Source organism: Streptomyces sp. NPDC127177, from assembly GCF_042672475.1.
Taxonomy (GTDB): Bacteria; Actinomycetota; Actinomycetes; order Streptomycetales; family Streptomycetaceae; genus Streptomyces.
Genome location: NZ_JBHXUW010000055.1, coordinates 39,098 through 56,389, shown reverse-complemented (window position 1 = coordinate 56,389; position 17,292 = coordinate 39,098). Strand labels below are relative to the sequence as shown.

Sequence of the window (17,292 nt, the reverse complement as noted above, 5' to 3'; positions counted from 1 at the left end):
GGTCACGAACCAGGAGTTCGTGACCCGCCCTCTTCGTATGCCCGTCCGTGCGTCAGCGCATCTTTCCGCCGCGCGGCATCCGCATGCCCTTCGGCATCGGGCCCTTCGGCAGCGGCATGTTGCTCATCAGGTCGCCCATCGCGCGCAGCCGGTCGTTGGCGGCCGTCACCTGGGGGCCGGTCAGGACGCGCGGCAGCTTCAGCATCTTGGTGCGCACCTTCTTGAGCGGCACCTGGCCCTCGCCGTTGCCGACGATGATGTCGTGCACGGGTACGTCGACCACGATGCGGGCCATCTTCTTCTTCTCGGCCGCGAGCAGGGTCTTCACCCGGTTCGGGTTGCCCTCGCCCACCAGCACGATGCCCGCCTTGCCCACGGCACGGTGGACGACGTCCTGGCTGCGGTTCATCGCGACCGCGGGTGTCGTGGACCAGCCCCGGCCCACGCGGTCCAGCACCGCCGCCGCAGCGCCCGGCTGGCCCTCCATCTGCCCGAAGGCGGCCCGCTCGGCACGCCGTCCGAAGACGATCGCCATCGCGAGGAGGGCGAGCACGAAGCCCAGGATGCCCACGTAGATCGGGTGGTTGATCAAGAAACCGATCGCGAGGAGGACACCGAAGGTGACGATTCCCACACCCGCGACGACAAGACCGATCTTGGTGTCGGTCCGCCTGGTCATCTTGTAGGTCAGGGCGATCTGCTTGAGCCGCCCCGCGTTCTCGGCGCTGTCCGCGCCTTCAGTGGTTTTTGCCTTCCTCGCCATGCAATGAAGTTTACGTGGCCTAGGAACGGTGCTCGGCCACGGCCTCCAGTACGTACTCGGACTCGACCCGGTCCTTGGCCCGGCGGCGGTCCTCCAGGACGGCCGTCCAGGCGTTGCGGCGGGCGGTGCGCTGGCCGCTGCTCATCAGCAGTGACTCGACGGCGCGAAGGGCAGTGGTGACGGACGGAATGGCGGTGGCGCGTACCGGCACGGCCTGCATCGTGGAAGTCCCCTCGGAACGGATGCGCGTCACTGAGCGGCGCTCAGTGGGCGAAGTGTGCTGCGCGGACTGGATACGGAAGCGGCGTCGGCAGCGGCGGAGAGCCACTGCGCTGCGTGCATCCAGCGTCACTGCTCGGTGTTACCAGCGCATGACCGGTCGGTCAAACACCAATGAACCCTTGATATGGGCGGCGCGCACGTCGGCGCGGCCCATACGCGCCTCCGACCTGCGAGGAGCGCACGGGCCGCGCCGAACCAGCCACTACTGTTCAGTAGTCTCTTGTGCGCGGTTTCACACGGGCGCGGTTCACGCGGTCCGCGCGGTGGTGGCGGCGTCGCGCCGTTCGACCGCCTGCTGGAAGAGCCGGCCCGCGCGGTACGAGGAACGGACCAGCGGCCCGGACATCACACCGGAGTAGCCGATCGCGTCGGCCTCCTCCTTGAGCTCCACGAACTCGTGCGGCTTCACCCAGCGCTCGACCGGGTGGTGGCGCGGGGACGGCCGCAGGTACTGCGTGATCGTGATGAGCTCGCAACCCGCGTCGTGCAGGTCGCGGAGCGCCTGGCTGACTTCCTCACGGGTCTCGCCCATGCCGAGGATCAGGTTGGACTTGGTCACCAGACCGGCCTCGCGGGCCCGCGTGATGACCTCCAGGGAGCGCTCGTACCGGAAGCCGGGACGGATCCGCTTGAAGATCCGCGGCACCGTCTCCACGTTGTGCCCCAGTACCTCGGGGCGCGAGGAGAAGACCTCGGCGAGCTGCTCCGGCTCGGCGTTGAAGTCGGGGATCAGCAGCTCGACCTTGGTGTAGCCGCCCTCCCGCTCCGCCGTCTGCGCGTGGATCTGGCGCACGGTCTCCGCGTACAGCCAGGCACCGCCGTCCTCCAGGTCGTCGCGGGCGACGCCGGTGATGGTGGCGTAGTTCAGGTCCATCGTGACGACGGACTCGCCGACGCGACGGGGTTCGTCCCGGTCCAGCGCCTGCGGCTTGCCCGTGTCGATCTGGCAGAAGTCACAGCGCCGGGTGCACTGGTCGCCGCCGATGAGGAACGTGGCCTCGCGGTCCTCCCAGCACTCGAAGATGTTGGGGCAGCCCGCCTCCTGGCACACCGTGTGCAGACCCTCGCTCTTGACGAGCTTCTGCAGCTGGTTGTACTCGGGGCCCATCTTCGCCCGGGTTTTGATCCACTCGGGCTTCCGCTCGATGGGGGTCTGGCTGTTCCGGACCTCAAGGCGCAGCATCTTGCGCCCGTCGGGTGCGACAGCGGACACTCCGGCACTCCCTTTGCTTGTGCTGCATTGGATTCTTCGGCGAACCCCAGGGTACGCCCGTAGTTCATACGGCTTTACGTCTGGCCAACCTGTGGCCGACAGGGCCTATTCCCGGAGCGGCACTCCGAGCGTCATGCCGTGGCCACGGCATCGGCCGGGCGCTCGATCGTGCGGGGGGCGAGTTCGGCGTTCTCCAGGACGTCCCTGAGGTGCTTCTCGACGACCGGGAGGACATCCGCGATGGTGAGGTCGCGGCCCAGCTCGTACGCCAGTGAGGTGACGCCCGCGTCCCGGATGCCGCACGGCACGATCCGGTCGAACGAGGTGTTGTCCGGGTTCACGTTGAGGGCGAAGCCGTGCATGGTCACGCCCTTGGCCACCCGGATGCCGATCGCGGCCAGTTTGCGGTCCTCGCGGCGCTGGCCGGCGTTGGAGGGGGCGTACTCGGGCCCGTTCAGCCGGGCGTCGAACTCCTCGTCCTGGAGCCTGGGGTCGAAGTCGAGGGAGAGACCGCCGACCGCCGGGCGCTGCTCGACCGGATCGCCGAGCACCCAGACACCGCTGCGGCCCTCGACCCGGCTGGTCGCCACCCCGAACTCGGCCGCCGTGCGGATCAGCGCGTCCTCCAGGCGGCGCACGTGCGCGACGACGTCCACCGGGCGCGGCAGCTTCTGGATCGGATAGCCGACCAGCTGACCCGGCCCGTGCCAGGTGATCTTGCCGCCGCGGTCCACGTCGATGACCGGCGTGCCGTCCAGGGGGCGCTCGCTGTCGGCCGTGCGCCGCCCCGCCGTGTAGACGGGCGGGTGCTCCAGCAGCAGACAGGTGTCGGGAACGGTGTCCTCGAACCGTGCCGCGTGCACCTCGCGCTGCTTCTGCCAGGCCTCCCGGTAGTCGACGGCCTCCTCGCCGAATCCCAGACGGACGAACCGAAGCTCAGTCACGGCAGCAGCCTTTCTCCTTGCGGGGCCGGGGCCGGGGGAGTGCCCCCGGTGTCACGGCACCATGCACCGAATCGCGCCACCCGCAACTGTACGACCGCATTCGGATCCGTGGTCCGGCAGGTCGTTCCCGTCAGCGTCACCACAATCCTCACACGATCGGATGAATGTGAAGCCAAGGTGGCCGGGACCGCCGCGCAGGCCGCTAAATTCGCGCCGTTGCCTACGGGACGGCCCTTCGGGCAGCCCCAGGGCGTGTCCGCCCGCCCCGAAGGCAGGAGACCGTACAGCTGATGTCGGAACGACCTCCGCAGCGCACCCCCAACCGCCGACTCGCCTCGCTCATCACCGAAGCCGGATTCTCCAACGCCGGCCTCGCCCGCCGGGTGGACCAGCTCGGGCTCGAACACGGCCTCGACCTGCGCTACGACAAGACCTCCGTGACCCGCTGGCTGCGCGGACAGCAGCCGCGGGGGACCACCCCGGCCCTGATCGCCGAGGTCTTCACCAGGCGGCTCGGGCGCAGATTCTCGGCCCAGGACCTGGGCCTGGACGCGTGCGCCCCCGTCTACGCGGGTCTGGAGTTCGCGGCCACGCCGACGGAGGCGGTCGACATCGTCAGCGGGCTGTGGCGGAAGGACTCCGGCAGCCATGCGGAGCTGCGGAAGATCGCCTTCACCCCGGCCGGACTGGTCGTGCCCAGCCGGGACTGGCTGATCGGGCGGGCGGACGAATGGGTGGGCCGCGGCGGCGAGCCCGCGGCGCTCGGGGCGGGCGGTGGCGCCCCCGGTTCCGGGGCGGGCGGCAGGACGCACGGTGTCCGCACGGTCGGCGGCCAACGCGGGGCACCAGGTCCGAACGGGCTGTACGGCGCCGGAGTCAACGCTCACGCCCCCGGGAGCCCCGGCCTCGCGCAGCCCCCCGCCCCCGGCAGCCTCGGGGCGGTGCCCGAGCAGGGCGGCGCCCCCGGCCCCGGCGGACGGCCGGGCCCCCGGGGGCCCATGCCTCCCCGGCCCCCTGGCCCCACCGCGCCTCCCGGCTCTCCCGGCTCTCCGGGCTCCCTCGCGGCGCCGGGGGCGCTGCCCGCCCCGCCCGGCGTGCCCCGGCAGCGGCAGACCGAGCGGGGCTCCGGCCAGAAGGTCGGCAGCGGAGACGTGGCCGCCCTGCGGTCCGTCTCCGAGCTCTTCCGCACCCTGGACAACACCTACGGCGGCGGCCACGCCCGGCAGGCCCTGGTGCGGTACCTGGAGCACGAGGCGGAACCGATGCTGCGCGGCACCTACAGCGAGGCCACCGGCCGCCGGCTGTTCGCCGCCGCCGCCGATCTGACCCGCCTCGCCGGCTGGACCTCCTACGACATCGCCGCGCACGGGCTCGCCCAGCGGTACTTCGTCCAGGCGTTACGGCTCGCCCAGGCCGCCGGGGACCGGGCCTACGGCAGCTACGTCCTGATCACCATGAGCCGGCAGGCGGTCTACCTCGGGCACGGCAGGGAGGCGGTGCAGCTGGCCCGGGTCGCGCAGCAGGGCATCGGCTCGGCGGCACCGAACGCCGTCCTGGCCCTGCTGCACGCGGTCGAGGCGCGCGGTCACGGCGTCCTCGGGGAGGCCAAGGCCTGCGCCGCCTCACTGGCACGGGCGGAACGCGCGCTGGAGGTCTCCCGGCCCGGCGACGAGGTGCCCCACTGGGCGCGCTACTTCGACGAGGCCCAGCTGGCCGACGAGTTCGGCCACTGCTACCGCGACCTCCAGCAGTACCGGGCCGCCGCGCAGCACGCGGAGCGCTCGCTCCAGCTGCGCGCCCCCGCGTACGCCCGCAGCCGGCTGTTCTGCCGGGTGGTGCTGGCGTCCGCCCGGCTCGGGCTCGGTGAGCTCGAACAGGCCTGCCGGCTCGGCGCGGAGGCCGCACAGCAGGCCGCGGAGATGAGGTCGGTGCGTGCCACGGAGTACGTACGGGACTTCGAGCGGCGGCTCGAACCGTTCCGGGACGCCGCCGCCGTACGCGGATACCGCGAGCGGGTCGCCGCACTCGGGTGAGGCCGGGCCGGCAGCGGTGCGCCGGGCGGCCCCTACGCCGCCTCCGGGAGCGCGGCGGCGCTTCCGTACCCGGGCCGCACGCCCAGGTCGGTGAGGATCGCCCCGGCGGCGCGGCGGGCCGAGTTCAGGGCTCCCGGGACCGTGCTCGTATCGCGGTGGTCGCCGCACACGTAGAGTCCCGCGACCAGCCGGACCGGACGGTGCGGGTCGTGCGGAACCTCCATCGCGGGCACCGCCTCCGGGTCGTGGTGGACGGCCAGCAGCCCCCAGTCGTCCGTTGGAGTGCCGTGGAGCACGGCGAGGTGGGCGCGGACGGCGCGGTCCAGATCGGGCGGCGGGGTGCCGAGCACCGTCGAGCTGACCAGGGTCCGGCCGTGCGGTGCGCGCGCCGGGTCGACCTCGCTCATCACCGCGGTGTGCGCGACAGGGCCCGAACGGTCGGCGTCCAGCACCAGCGACGCCCCGGTCGGAGGGGCGGCGGGTGCGGTGTGGTGGAGCACCGTCACCGGGTGGAAGGACGGTACCCGCAGACCGGGCAGCAACTCGGCGGCGGCGCCCGCCCCGGTGGCCAGCAGCAGCGCGCGGCAGCCCAGTTCGCCGTGCTCCTTGGTGCGTACCGAGGTGATGTCGGCGGCCGTCACGTGCACCCCCGTCCGTACGGTGCCGGGGGGCAGCGCCGCCGCCAGCAGTTCGGGCAGCGTCCCGGAACCTCCCGACGGCACACAGAGCCTGCCGCTCGCATAGCCGCGCAGGGCGAGATCGGCGCACCGGCTGGACGTGGTGAGTTCGGGGTCGCTGAGCAGCGCGGTGAGCAGCGGCCGGACGAAGCCGTTGAGCGTTCGGGAGGACAGGCCACGGCCGGACAGGGCTTCCAGCGCGGTCCGTTCGGGCCGGGCCAGTACACGCGCCCGTGGTGTGGCGGCGAGGCGGGACAGTGCCGCGCCCAGCCTGGCGTGGTCGATCGCGCCGCCCATCGCCCCGGTCAGGGTGGTGCTGAGCGGCGCTCTGGGGGCGCTTGCGAGGGCGCGCGCCGCCTTGAGCGCACCGCGGGCGTTGCGCGCGCCCCGGGCGCCCCTGACCTCGCCGGTCCGGTAGCGGCGGCCGCCGCTGTGGACGAGCACGCCGGGAGCGAAGTTCCGCAGGACGAGTCCGTCGAGCCCGGGTGCCGCGCGCAGCTCCGGGTACGAGGTGTTGAGGAGTGGGCCGATGCGGTCGAGCCGGAAGCCGTCCACCTCCTCCGTCATCATCCGGCCGCCGACCCGGGGGCCGGCCTCCAGGACGCTGACGCTGACTCCCGCGCTGGTCAGCTGGTGGGCCGCTGACAGACCGGCGATCCCGGCCCCGATGATGACGACGTCCGCGTGGTGTGCCGTGCTGAGCACGTGCCCTCCCCGAGTCGGCGCAATTGGTGGGAGGCTCTTGCCCTCAACAGACCACCGGAATGCGCGAGTTCGCCATGAGGCTAGGAGTGCGGCCGGATATCGGCGCAGTCGCGCGGACCGGGGCACCGGTGCACGGGGTCGCACACCCGTCTGAATGTGCCGACGGGTGGTCTCCCCGGCCCGTCCGACGAGGATCAGGGGCGGCCGGCCGGAGCGGGCGGGAACAGCGCGCCGGAGCGGACCGGATCAGCGCAGTGCGGCGCGGATGGCGGCGTCGATCCCGGGGAAGGCGAACGTGAATCCCGAGTCCATCAGCCGTCCCGGCAGCACCCGCTGACTGCCCAGCACATCCCCGGCGAAGTCGCCCAGCGCGATCCGAAGCGCCGGAGCGGGCGCGGTGAAGAGGGTGGGCCGGTGCAGCACCCGGCCCATCGCCGCCGTCACCTCGCCGTTGGTCACGGGGTCGGGGCCGGTCAGATTCACCGGCCCGGAAAGCTCCGGGGTGTCGAGGATGTGCCGCAGGGCCGCGATGTGGTCGTGCAGCGCGATGAAGCTCCAGTACTGCCGCCCGTTGCCCAGTCGCCCGCCGAGCCCCGCCCGGAAGAGCGGGAAGAGCCGGCCCCAGGCCCCGCCCTGCCGGGCGACGACCAGTCCGGTGCGGGCGTGCACGGTCCGGATCCCGGCCTCCTCCGCGGCGGCGGTCGCCTCCTCCCACTCCACGCACACCGACGGCAGGAAACCCTCGCCGGGCGGAGCGCCCTCGTCGACGGCCCGGTCCCCGGTGTCGCCGTAGTAGCCGATCGCGGACCCGGCCAGCAGCACCTTCGGAGGAGTGTCGAGCGAGGCGACGGCCTCCGCGACCGCGGCGGTGCCGAGCACCCGGCTCTCCCGGATCTCCCGCTTGTACGCCTCGGTCCAGCGGTGGTCGCCCACCCCGGCCCCGGCGAGATGGACTACGGCGTCGCAGCCCACGAGACCGGCCACGTCGACGTAACTCCGCTTCGGGTCCCACTCCACCTCGTCGCCGGACCTGGCCGGGTGCCGGACCAACCGGACCACCTCGTGCCCGTCGGTCCGCAGCGAGCGGACCAGGGCCGCTCCGATGAGTCCGGTCGATCCGCTGATGGCAATACGGGAGTGCGGCATGGGTCCATCCTGCCGCACGGAACGGGCCGCGGGCGGCGTGGCACAGTGGCGCGCATGTCCGAGACCCATACGCATCCGGCCCACTCCCTCCGTCCCTCGGCCCTCTCCGACGGGACCGCGCTCGGCGAGCTCGACCGTGCCACCTGGTCGACACTGCACGCCGTGCAGCCGAGGCCGCAGCCGCCGTACCCGCCCTTCTTCGACGACAGGCACCGGCCGGAGGACTTCCTGGTGGCCGAGGCGACGGACCGGGCCGGGGAGCCGTCGCTCGCCGGGTACATCAGGCTGGTCCCCCCGACCCCGCTGGCCTGCAACGCGCACGTACGCCAGATACAGGGCCTGGCCGTGGCCGACTGGGCCAGGGGCCGGGGGATCGCCCGGGACCTGCTGCGGGCCGCGATGACCGTGGCCCGGAGCCAGGGGGCGAACCGGATGACGCTGCGGGTGCTCGGACACAACGAGCCCGCGCGAGCCCTGTACGCGTCGGAGGGGTTCGCCGTCGAGGGGGTGCTGCCCGGCGAGTTCTTCCTCGGCGGGCGTTACGTGGACGATGTGCTGATGGGGCGCCCGCTCGCCCCCTGAACCGGGTGACGGAGGAACGGTGTCGCTCGGACGCTGCCGCTCAGACGCTGCCGAACCGCTCCTGGAGCGACGGGAAGCGTTCGGCCAGGGCCGCGTCGTCCTCGAGGCTGAAAGCGGTGCCCTCGGGCTCGGCCGGCTGGGGCGGCAGTCCGAGGTCCGGCGCGACCACCCCGGTGAGCTGCTCGTACGCCTCGTCGGCGGCGTAGCCCAGTTCCTCCGCGTCCCCGTCCAGCTCGTCGTCGAAGTCGTCGAGCAGCTCGGCGAGGCTGTCGGGGTCGTGCACGGCACCCTCGAAGACCTCCCGGCCCTGGCCGATCAGCCAGCAGCGGAAGTAGTCGAAGGCGTCGTCGCTCGCGCCACCGAGCAGCAGGGCGGCTGCGCCCCACAGATCCCAGCGGTAGGCACGGTTGTAGCGGGCCTCGAAGTGCCGGGCGAAGTCCAGCACGGAATCCGGATCGAGCTGCACCAGCCGTTCGACGAGCAGGTCCGCGTGGTCCTCGGGGTCGCCGTCGGCGGCCTCGCGGGTGCTGTCGATGAGCTCCCAGAAATCCGTCTCGTCCATCACGGGTCCAGCATCTGCCCTGGCGGCGGGCGATGCACGCGGAGACACCGAAATGAAGCCTTACAGGTGCCGCCGATAGAGCTCGTGCAGACGTTCGGCGGCGCAGGCGAAGCGGGTTCGCAGTGCGGCCGGTTCCAGGACCTCCAACTCCGGCCCCAGGGAGAGCAGCTGGCTGTACGCCACGTCCAGGGACTCGACCGGCAGAGTGACCGTGACCCATCCGTCGGCCCCGGGCGGTCCCGCCGCGTCCAGGGCGTCCCGGGCGGCGACCCGGTCCACGGTGTGCGGCAGCCGGGCGGCCGCCGCGGGGGAGAGGCGCAGCGTCACCTCGGCACGCAGGATCGACCGGGCGAACTGCGCCGCGCGCTCCTGCCAGAAACCGGGCAGGTCGAAGCTCTCGTCCCGGACGAACCGGGTGTCCGTCACGGTGACGGCCGTGAACCGGTCGATCCTGTAGACCCGGAAGCCGTCCCCCGCGCGGGCGCACAGGTACCAGACCCCGGCCTTCAGGACGAGGCCGTACGGGGCCAGCTCCCGTTCCGCGCCGCTCTCGTGGCCTGCCCGGCGGTAGCGGGCCAGTACCGTCCGGTCGTCCCGGACGGCCTCGGCGACGACGGGCAGCAGTTCGGGGGTGGCCGGTTCCTGGTACCAGCCGGGCGCGTCCAGGTGGAACCGCTGGGCGACGCCGGCCGAGGCGTCCCGCAGGGAGGGGAGGAGGGCCGCCGACACCTTCAGCCGGGCGGCGGACGCGGCGTCCTCCAGGCCCATCTCGCGCAGGGCGGCGGGCAGGCCGGAGAGGAAGAGCGCCTCGGCCTCGTCGCGGGCGAGACCGGTGAGCCGTGTGCGGTACCCGCCGATGAGCCGGTACCCGCCCGCCCGTCCCCGCTCCGCGTAGACCGGGACGCCGGCCTCCGAGAGCGCCTGGGCGTCCCGGGTGACGGTCCGCTCCGACACGCCCAGCTCCTGGGCGAGCTCGGTGGCGGTCATGGTGGGGCGGGACTGAAGGAGCAGCACCATTCTGATGAGCCGGGCAGCACGCATGCGGCCATTGTGTCCGCGGTGGTGGCCCCGGCCGCCGGCCGGGCTCGGAGAAAGAGTGCGATCGGGCCGGAAGAGCAGGCCCGATCACGCGACCGAGGCCGAAAGCCCGTGCCGGAGCCGGGGGCGCGCACGCGGAGGACGGGGCACGGGGGTGGGCCCGCGCCCCGTCCTCCGGGCTGTCAGAGCCCGTACCGCTCGCGGGCCTCCTTGACCGCGGACGCAGGCACCTCGCCGCGACGGGCCAGCTGGGCCAGCGCCGCGACCGTGACCGACTGCGCGTCCACGCCGAAGTGGCGCCGGGCGGCCTCGCGGGTGTCGGAGAGGCCGAAGCCGTCCGTACCGAGCGAGGACCAGTCCTGCTCCACCCACTGACTGATCTGGTCCGGCACCGCGCGCATCCAGTCGCTGACCGCGAGGACCGGACCCGGTGCGCCCTCCAGCGCCTGGGTCACGTACGGCACCCGCTGCTCACCGCGGAGCAGCGCCTCGTCGCACTCCAGCGCGTCCCGGCGCAGCTCGCCCCACGAGGTCGCGGACCAGACGTCGGCCGTGACACCCCAGTCCGCGGCCAGCAGCTCCTGGGCCTTGAGGGCCCAGTGGATGGCCGTACCGGACGCCATCAGCTGAAGGCGGGGAGCGTCCGCCTTCGCGGGCGTGCCCTCCTTGAAGCGGTAGAGGCCCTTGACGATGCCCTCCTCGACGCCTTCCGGCATCGCGGGCTGCGGTTTCGGCTCGTTGTAGACCGTCAGGTAGTAGAAGACGTTCTCGGCGTCGGGGCCGTACATCCGCCGCAGACCGTCCTGGACGATGACCGCGATCTCGTACGCGAACGCCGGGTCGTAGTTGAGCGACGCCGGGTTCGTGGACGCGATCAGGTGCGAGTGGCCGTCCGCGTGCTGGAGGCCCTCACCCGTCAGCGTCGTACGGCCCGCCGTGGCGCCGACCACGAAGCCGCGGCCGAGCTGGTCGCCCAGCTGCCAGAACTGGTCGCCCGTGCGCTGCCAGCCGAACATCGAGTAGAAGATGTAGAACGGGATCATCGGCTCGCCGTGCGTCGCGTACGACGTGGACGCGGCGATGAAGTCGGCCATCGCGCCGGCCTCGGTGATGCCCTCGTTGAGGACCTGGCCGTCCTTGGCTTCCTTGTAGTACATCAGCTGGTCGCGGTCGACCGGGTCGTACGTCTGGCCCAGCGGCGAGTAGATGCCGGCCGACGGGAACAGCGCCTCCATGCCGAAGGTGCGGGCCTCGTCGGGGACGATCGGAACCCAGCGCTTGCCGGTCTCCTTGTCCCGCATCAGGTCCTTGGCCAGCCGCACGAACGCCATCGTGGTGGCCAGCTCCTGCTTGCCGGAGCCCTTCTTCAGCGCGCTGAACGCACGCTCCTCGGGCTGCGGCAGCGCCACCGCGTGCACCCGGCGGGCCGGGGCGGGGCCGCCGAGTGCGGCACGGCGCTCCTGGAGGTAGCGGACCTCGGGCGAGTCGGCGCCCGGGTGGCCGTAGGGCACCAGGCCCTCGTCCAGCTTCGCGTCCGGGATCGGCAGGTCCAGCAGATCGCGCATGGCGCGGAACTGCTTGCCGTCCAGCTTCTTCATCTGGTGGTTGGCGTTGCGCGACTCGAAGCCCGGGCCGAGCGTGTAGCCCTTCACCGTCTGCGCCAGGATCACCGTCGGCGCACCCTTGTGCTCCAGGGCAGCCCTGTACGCCGCGTACACCTTGCGGGCCTCGTGGCCACCGCGAGAGGTGTGGAAACACTCGGCGATCTTCGCGTCGGTGAGCAGCTTCGCCAGCTCGGCGAGCGCGGGCTCGGCGCCGAAGAAGTGCTCACGGATGTAGGCGACGTCGCGGGTGGCGTACGTCTGGAACTGCGCGTCCGGGACCTCCCGGAGCCGACGGACCAGCGCACCCGTGGTGTCCAGCTGGAACAGCTCGTCCCACGCGTTGCCCCAGAGCGTCTTGACGACGTTCCAGCCGGCGCCGCGGAAGGCGCCCTCCAGCTCCTGGACCACGCGGAAGTTGGCGCGGACCGGACCGTCGAGGCGCTGCAGGTTGCAGTTGATGACGAAGGTCAGGTTGTCGAGCTGCTCACGGGCCGCGAGGGCGAGGGCCGCCGTCGACTCGGGCTCGTCCATCTCGCCGTCGCCCAGGAAGGCCCAGACGTGCGAGTTCGACGTGTCCTTGATGTTGCGGTTGCTCAGATAACGGTTGAAGCGCGCCTGGTAGACGGCCGAGAGCGGGCCGAGACCCATCGACACGGTGGGGAACTCCCACAGCCAGGGCAGCCGCCGCGGGTGCGGGTAGGAGGGCAGACCGTCGCCGCCCGCCTCCTGGCGGAAGTTGTCGAGCTGCTGCTCGCTGAGCCGGCCGTCGAGGAAGGCGCGGGCGTAGATGCCGGGGGAGGCATGGCCCTGTATGTAGAGCTGGTCCCCGGAGCCGTCCCCCTCCTTGCCGCGGAAGAAGTGGTTGAAGCCGGTCTCGTACAGCCAGGCCGCCGAGGCGAAGGTGGCGATGTGGCCACCGACCCCGAACCGGGAGCCACGGGTGACCATCGCGGCCGCGTTCCAGCGGTTCCACGCGGTGATCTTCGACTCCATCTCCAGGTCACCGTCGAAGGCGGGCTCCGCGGCGGTCGGGATGGAGTTGACGTAATCGGTCTCCAGCAGTTTGGGCAGCGCGAGACCGGCGCCCTCGGCGTGCTGGAGCGAGCGGCGCATCAGGTATGCGGCGCGGTGCGGGCCTGCGGCCTTGGTGACGGCATCCAGGGAGGCCGCCCATTCGGCGGTCTCCTCGGGGTCGCGGTCCGGGAGCTGGTCGAGCTCGCTCGGAAGCTTTCCTACGGGGTCGGTCATGATCGCCGCCTTCCGGTGAGGAGGGGGGTGGAGAAAGTCCCTGACTGGCAGGACAGGGCGATGGGGCCGGTGGGCCCGCGGATGAACTCTAAGTCGCCGATCGATGATCGATCAAAGGATGAAAGGCAAAACTTCTTGATATGGAGAAAGTGGCATGGCGTGCCGCAGAACGGGGCACGCAGTGACGGGACATTCTTGAACAAAAGGGGTGCGCATCGGTGCAGGTGAGCACCCCTCGCGTCACATGCGCACCGCCGGTGTCAGGCGCGCGGTGCGCAGCCCAGCACATGCGCCTTGACCAGCACACCGATGTCCGGGTCCTTGCGTAGGAACGCCTCGATGAGCGCCTCGTGCTCCTCGGCGTACGACTTCTGCACCGTGCCGAGCCAGCGGATCGAGAGCGCCGTGAAGACCTCGATGCCGAGCCCCTCCCAGGTGTGCAGCAGCACGGCGTTGCCTGCCGCCCGGACCAGCTCGCGGTGGAAACCGACCGTGTGGCGCACCTGGGCCTCGCCGTCGGCCAGCCGGTCGGCCTCGTACAGAGCCGTCACGTGTGGTGCGAGCAGTGAGCAGTCCTCGCCGAGTCCGGGGGCCGCCAGCTCCGCCGCGATCTGCTCCAAACCGGCACGTACCGGATAGCTCTCCTCCAGGTCGGCCGCGGTGAGATTGCGGACCCGGACGCCCTTGTTGGGCGCCGACTCGATCAGCCGGAGCGTCTCCAGCTCCCGCAGCGCCTCGCGCACCGGCGTCTGGCTGACCTCCAGCTCGGTGGCGATCCGGCGCTCCACGATCCGCTCGCCCGGCTTCCAGCGCCCGCTGACGATCCCGTCCACGATGTGCTCGCGGATCTGCTCGCGCAGCGAGTGGACGACGGGCGGGGTCATGTCGGGCTCCTTCGGGGCAAACCGGTGCTGCCTGCACCCACCCCCGCTGCCGGGGGCGACCGGTGGTGTCTAGACAATACGGCGGCGCCCCCGCCCGGGAGTGTTCCGGACGGGGGCGCCGCTGGTGAGGCTGGTTACAACCGCGGTGCTCAGAGGCCGAGCTCGACCTCGAACTCACCGGCCTCGAGGATCGCCTTGACCGCGGTCAGGTAACGGGCGGCGTCCGCGCCGTCCACCAGACGGTGGTCGTAGGAGAGCGCGAGGTACGTCATGTCGCGGACACCGATGACGGTGCCCTCCTCGGTCTCGATGACAGCCGGGCGCTTGACGGTGGCGCCGATGCCCAGGATGGCTGCCTGGTTCGGCGGCACGATCACGGTGTCGAACAGCGCACCGCGCGAGCCGGTGTTGCTGATGGTGAAGGTGGCACCGGACATGTCGTCCGGCGTCAGGCCGCCACCGCGGGCCTTGCCGGCCAGCTCGGCGGTCTTCTTCGAGATACCGGCGATGTTGAGGTCGCCCGCACCCTTGATGACCGGGGTCATCAGACCCTTCTCGGCGTCCACGGCGATGCCGATGTTCTCCGAGTCGAAGTACGTGATCGTGCCTTCGTCCTCGTTGATCCGGGCGTTGACGACCGGGTGGGCCTTCAGCGCCTGGGCGGCGGCCTTGACGTAGAACGGCATCGGGGAGAGCTTGACGCCCTCACGGGCCGCGAAGGCGTCCTTCGCCTTGTTGCGCAGCTTCATCAGCTTGGTGACGTCGACCTCGACGACCGTGGTCAGCTGAGCCTGCGAGTGCAGCGCCTTCATCATGTTCTCGCCGATGACCTTGCGCATGCGGGTCATCTTGACCGTCTGACCGCGCAGCGGGGACGCCTCCAGCTTCGGCGCCTTGGAGGCGGCCGGAGCGGCGGCGGGTGCCGGAGCAGCGGCGGCGGCCTTGGCGGCCTCCGCGGCGGCGACGACGTCCTGCTTGCGGATACGGCCACCGACGCCGGTGCCCTTGACCGCGCCCAGGTCGACGCCGTTCTCGGCGGCGAGCTTGCGGACGAGCGGCGTGACGTAGGCGCCGTCGTCACCGGAGGTCGCGGCCGGAGCGGCCGGAGCGGCCGGAGCCGCCGGGGTGACCGGAGCCGGAGCAGCGGCGGCGGGCGCCGGAGCGGCCGGGGCCGGAGCGGCGGCCGGTGCGGCGGGAGCCGCCGGAGCCGGAGCGGGGGCGGCGGGTGCCGGGGCGGGGGCGGCCGGAGCGGGCGCCGGAGCCGCGGGGGCCGGGGCGGCGGCCGGAGCCGGAGCGGCGGCAGCCGGAGCAGCGGCCGGGGCGGCACCGGGAGCACCGATGACGGCGAGCTTGGCGCCGACCTCGGCGGTCTCGTCCTCACCGACGACGATCTCCAGCAGCACACCGGCAACCGGGGCCGGGATCTCGGTGTCGACCTTGTCCGTGGAGACCTCGAGCAGGGGCTCGTCCTCCGCGACCTCCTCGCCGACCTCCTTCAGCCAGCGGGTGACGGTGCCCTCGGTGACGCTCTCGCCGAGCGCCGGAAGGGTGACGTCGGTGCCGGAGGCACCACCGGCGGGGGCGGCCGGGGCTTCGGCGGGGGCCTCGGGGGCCGGAGCCTCCGCGGGGGCCTCGGCGGCCGGTGCCGGGGCGGCCTCCGGCTCGGCGGCCGGTGCGGCCTCGGCCGCCGGGGCGCCCGAACCGTCGTCGATGACGGCCAGCTCGGCGCCGACCTCGACGGTCTCGTCCTCGGCGACCTTGATGGAGGTCAGGGTGCCGGAGGCGGGGGCCGGAATCTCGGTGTCGACCTTGTCGGTCGATACCTCGAGCAACGGCTCGTCGGCCTCGACGCGCTCGCCCTCGGCCTTCAGCCAACGGGTGACAGTGCCCTCGGTGACGCTCTCGCCGAGCGCCGGAAGGGTTACGGAAACCGACATGGTTTCAGTTGCTCCTTACGAATGTGCGGAAGTAGGTCGGTCGTCGCGCCCGGTCGACTGATCAGTCGTGGGAGTGCAGAGGCTTGCCGGCGAGGGCCAGGTGCGCCTCGCCCATCGCCTCGTTCTGCGTCGGGTGGGCGTGGATGAGCTGCGCGACCTCGGCCGGCAGCGCCTCCCAGTTGTAGATCAGCTGGGCTTCGCCGACCTGCTCGCCCATACGGTCGCCGACCATGTGGACGCCGACCACGGCACCGTCCTTGACCTGGACGAGCTTGATCTCGCCCGCGGTCTTGAGGATCTTGCTCTTGCCGTTGCCCGCCAGGCTGTACTTGAGGGCGACGACCTTGTCCGCGCCGTAGAGCTCCTTGGCCTTGGCCTCGGTGATGCCCACGGAGGCGACCTCGGGGTGGCAGTACGTCACCTTCGGGACACCGTCGTAGTCGATCGGGACGGTCTTCAGACCGGCCAGCCGCTCCGCCACGAGGATGCCCTCGGCGAAGCCGACGTGCGCGAGCTGGAGCGTCGGGACCAGGTCGCCCACGGCCGAGACGGTCGGGACGTTGGTCTGCATGTACTCGTCGACGAGGACGTAGCCGCGGTCCAGCGCGACACCGGCCTCCTCGTAGCCGAGGCCCTGCGAGACGGGGCCGCGGCCGATGGCGACCAGCAGCACCTCGGCCTCGAAGGTCTTGCCGTCGGCGAGGGTCACCCGGACGCCGTCCTGGGTGTACTCGACGCCCTGGAAGAACGTGCCGAGGTTGAACTTGATGCCGCGCTTGCGGAACGCGCGCTCAAGAAGCTTCGAGCTGTTCTCGTCCTCGACCGGGACGAGGTGCTTGAGGCCCTCGACGATGGTCACGTCGGTGCCGAAGGACTTCCACGCCGAGGCGAACTCGACGCCGATGACGCCGCCGCCCAGCACGATCGCGGACTTCGGGACCCGGTCCAGCTTCAGCGCGTGGTCCGAGGAGATGACGCGGTTGCCGTCGATCTCCAGGCCCGGCAGCGACTTCGGCACGGAGCCGGTCGCCAGGAGCACGTGGCGCCCCTGGATGCGCTGGCCGTTCACGTCCACCGAGGTGGGCGAGGAGAGCCGGCCCTCACCCTCGATGTAGTGCACCTTGCGGGAGGCGATGAGACCCTGCAGACCCTTGTACAGGCCCGAGATCACGTCGTCCTTGTACTTGTGGACGGCCTCCATGTCGATGCCCTCGAAGGTGGCCTTGACACCGAACTGGTCGGCCTCGCGCGCCTGGTCGGCGATCTCACCGGCGTGCAGCAGGGCCTTCGTGGGGATACAGCCGTTGTGCAGGCAGGTGCCGCCGACCTTGCCCTTCTCGATCAGAGCGACGTCCAGGCCCAGCTGCGCTCCGCGCAGGGCCGCGGCATAACCACCGCTACCACCGCCGAGGATCACTAGGTCGAAAACGGTGCTGGCGTCGTTCGCCACGTCACGTCCTCCATGCATGTGCGCCGTACGCCGGGCCCCGTCATCGGGGTGTGACCGGCCGGTCGGCTGGTGTTCGGCCGCTTTTGTCATTCGGCCCTGTGGTGGGGGCCCTGTCCTGCCGAGAACCCATCTTCGCACTTGTTGACGGTGGGCGGGACGCGGGGGCCCGGGTCTGAGACGGATGGTCGTCCTTCTCAGGGGGTTACCACCGCGTAGGGGCGAGC

Annotated in this window: 14 protein-coding genes; 2 read left to right on the top strand and 12 right to left on the bottom strand. The window is 71.8% G+C overall.

Annotated features, from left to right (window positions below; all coding sequences use genetic code 11):
* Positions 1-52: 52 nt before the first annotated feature.
* The 4 genes from ACFVJX_RS28320 to lipB all read right to left on the bottom strand — a co-directional run bounded on the left by ACFVJX_RS28320 (position 53) and on the right by lipB (position 3,202).
* Positions 53-763: a DUF4191 domain-containing protein gene (locus ACFVJX_RS28320; protein ID WP_384136597.1), complete on the bottom strand. Its 711-nt coding sequence runs from the start codon at positions 761-763 to the stop codon at positions 53-55.
* A gap of 19 nt (positions 764-782) precedes the next feature.
* Positions 783-983, bottom strand: coding sequence for a hypothetical protein (locus tag ACFVJX_RS28315; protein WP_384136595.1), 201 nt, complete (start codon positions 981-983; stop codon positions 783-785).
* Between the two features lie 309 nt (positions 984-1,292).
* Entirely contained in the window at positions 1,293-2,258 is a 966-nt protein-coding gene (gene lipA / locus ACFVJX_RS28310) for a lipoyl synthase (protein WP_384136593.1), read from the bottom strand.
* A 131-nt stretch (positions 2,259-2,389) separates the two neighbouring features.
* Positions 2,390-3,202, bottom strand: a complete 813-nt coding sequence (gene lipB / locus ACFVJX_RS28305) for a lipoyl(octanoyl) transferase LipB (RefSeq protein ID WP_384136592.1) — start codon at positions 3,200-3,202, stop codon at positions 2,390-2,392.
* A 290-nt stretch (positions 3,203-3,492) separates the two neighbouring features.
* Here lipB and ACFVJX_RS28300 point away from each other — a divergent pair, with 290 nt between their 5' ends.
* Positions 3,493-5,235: a regulator gene (locus tag ACFVJX_RS28300; protein ID WP_384136591.1), complete on the top strand. Its 1,743-nt coding sequence runs from the start codon at positions 3,493-3,495 to the stop codon at positions 5,233-5,235.
* Positions 5,236-5,267: 32 nt separating this feature from the next.
* Here the strand turns inward: ACFVJX_RS28300 and ACFVJX_RS28295 are convergent, their stop codons facing one another.
* The gene (locus ACFVJX_RS28295) at positions 5,268-6,617 is read right to left on the bottom strand and encodes an NAD(P)/FAD-dependent oxidoreductase (protein WP_384136589.1); all 1,350 of its coding nucleotides are present in this window, start codon (positions 6,615-6,617) and stop codon (positions 5,268-5,270) included.
* A gap of 246 nt (positions 6,618-6,863) precedes the next feature.
* On the bottom strand, positions 6,864-7,763 hold the full coding sequence (locus ACFVJX_RS28290) for a TIGR01777 family oxidoreductase (protein WP_384136587.1): 900 nt from the start codon (positions 7,761-7,763) through the stop codon (positions 6,864-6,866).
* Positions 7,764-7,817: 54 nt separating this feature from the next.
* Between ACFVJX_RS28290 and ACFVJX_RS28285 the strand changes: the two genes are divergently transcribed.
* Positions 7,818-8,345, top strand: a complete 528-nt coding sequence (locus ACFVJX_RS28285; RefSeq protein ID WP_384136585.1) for a GNAT family N-acetyltransferase — start codon at positions 7,818-7,820, stop codon at positions 8,343-8,345.
* A gap of 40 nt (positions 8,346-8,385) precedes the next feature.
* Here ACFVJX_RS28285 and ACFVJX_RS28280 read toward each other — a convergent pair whose 3' ends face one another.
* From ACFVJX_RS28280 to lpdA, 6 genes are all read right to left on the bottom strand, one after another.
* Positions 8,386-8,907 (bottom strand): DUF4240 domain-containing protein, encoded by a 522-nt coding sequence (locus ACFVJX_RS28280; RefSeq protein ID WP_384136583.1) that lies wholly within the window; start codon positions 8,905-8,907, stop codon positions 8,386-8,388.
* Positions 8,908-8,967: 60 nt separating this feature from the next.
* On the bottom strand, positions 8,968-9,948 hold the full coding sequence (locus ACFVJX_RS28275) for a helix-turn-helix transcriptional regulator (protein ID WP_384136581.1): 981 nt from the start codon (positions 9,946-9,948) through the stop codon (positions 8,968-8,970).
* 179 nt (positions 9,949-10,127) lie between these two features.
* Positions 10,128-12,797 (bottom strand): pyruvate dehydrogenase (acetyl-transferring), homodimeric type, encoded by a 2,670-nt coding sequence (gene aceE, locus ACFVJX_RS28270; RefSeq protein ID WP_384136579.1) that lies wholly within the window; start codon positions 12,795-12,797, stop codon positions 10,128-10,130.
* 260 nt (positions 12,798-13,057) lie between these two features.
* On the bottom strand, positions 13,058-13,681 hold the full coding sequence (locus tag ACFVJX_RS28265) for a GntR family transcriptional regulator (protein WP_384136577.1): 624 nt from the start codon (positions 13,679-13,681) through the stop codon (positions 13,058-13,060).
* Positions 13,682-13,830: 149 nt separating this feature from the next.
* Entirely contained in the window at positions 13,831-15,618 is a 1,788-nt protein-coding gene (gene sucB, locus ACFVJX_RS28260) for a 2-oxoglutarate dehydrogenase, E2 component, dihydrolipoamide succinyltransferase (protein ID WP_385746058.1), read from the bottom strand.
* Between the two features lie 61 nt (positions 15,619-15,679).
* A complete protein-coding gene (gene lpdA, locus ACFVJX_RS28255; protein ID WP_384136642.1) occupies positions 15,680-17,068 on the bottom strand; it encodes a dihydrolipoyl dehydrogenase in 1,389 nt (462 codons plus the stop codon).
* Positions 17,069-17,292 lie beyond the last annotated feature (224 nt).

Bases quoted from the DNA above. Each gene is read 5' to 3' on its own strand.
- ACFVJX_RS28320 (WP_384136597.1), bottom strand. From the start codon at position 763: ATGGCGAGGAAGGCAAAAACCACTGAAGGCGCGGACAGCGCCGAGAAC.
- ACFVJX_RS28315 (WP_384136595.1), bottom strand. From the start codon at position 983: ATGCAGGCCGTGCCGGTACGCGCCACCGCCATTCCGTCCGTCACCACT.
- ACFVJX_RS28300 (WP_384136591.1), top strand. From the start codon at position 3,493: ATGTCGGAACGACCTCCGCAGCGCACCCCCAACCGCCGACTCGCCTCG.
- ACFVJX_RS28290 (WP_384136587.1), bottom strand. From the start codon at position 7,763: ATGCCGCACTCCCGTATTGCCATCAGCGGATCGACCGGACTCATCGGA.
- ACFVJX_RS28285 (WP_384136585.1), top strand. From the start codon at position 7,818: ATGTCCGAGACCCATACGCATCCGGCCCACTCCCTCCGTCCCTCGGCC.
- ACFVJX_RS28280 (WP_384136583.1), bottom strand. From the start codon at position 8,907: ATGGACGAGACGGATTTCTGGGAGCTCATCGACAGCACCCGCGAGGCC.
- ACFVJX_RS28275 (WP_384136581.1), bottom strand. From the start codon at position 9,948: ATGCGTGCTGCCCGGCTCATCAGAATGGTGCTGCTCCTTCAGTCCCGC.
- aceE (WP_384136579.1), bottom strand. From the start codon at position 12,797: ATGACCGACCCCGTAGGAAAGCTTCCGAGCGAGCTCGACCAGCTCCCG.
- ACFVJX_RS28265 (WP_384136577.1), bottom strand. From the start codon at position 13,681: ATGACCCCGCCCGTCGTCCACTCGCTGCGCGAGCAGATCCGCGAGCAC.
- sucB (WP_385746058.1), bottom strand. From the start codon at position 15,618: ATGTCGGTTTCCGTAACCCTTCCGGCGCTCGGCGAGAGCGTCACCGAG.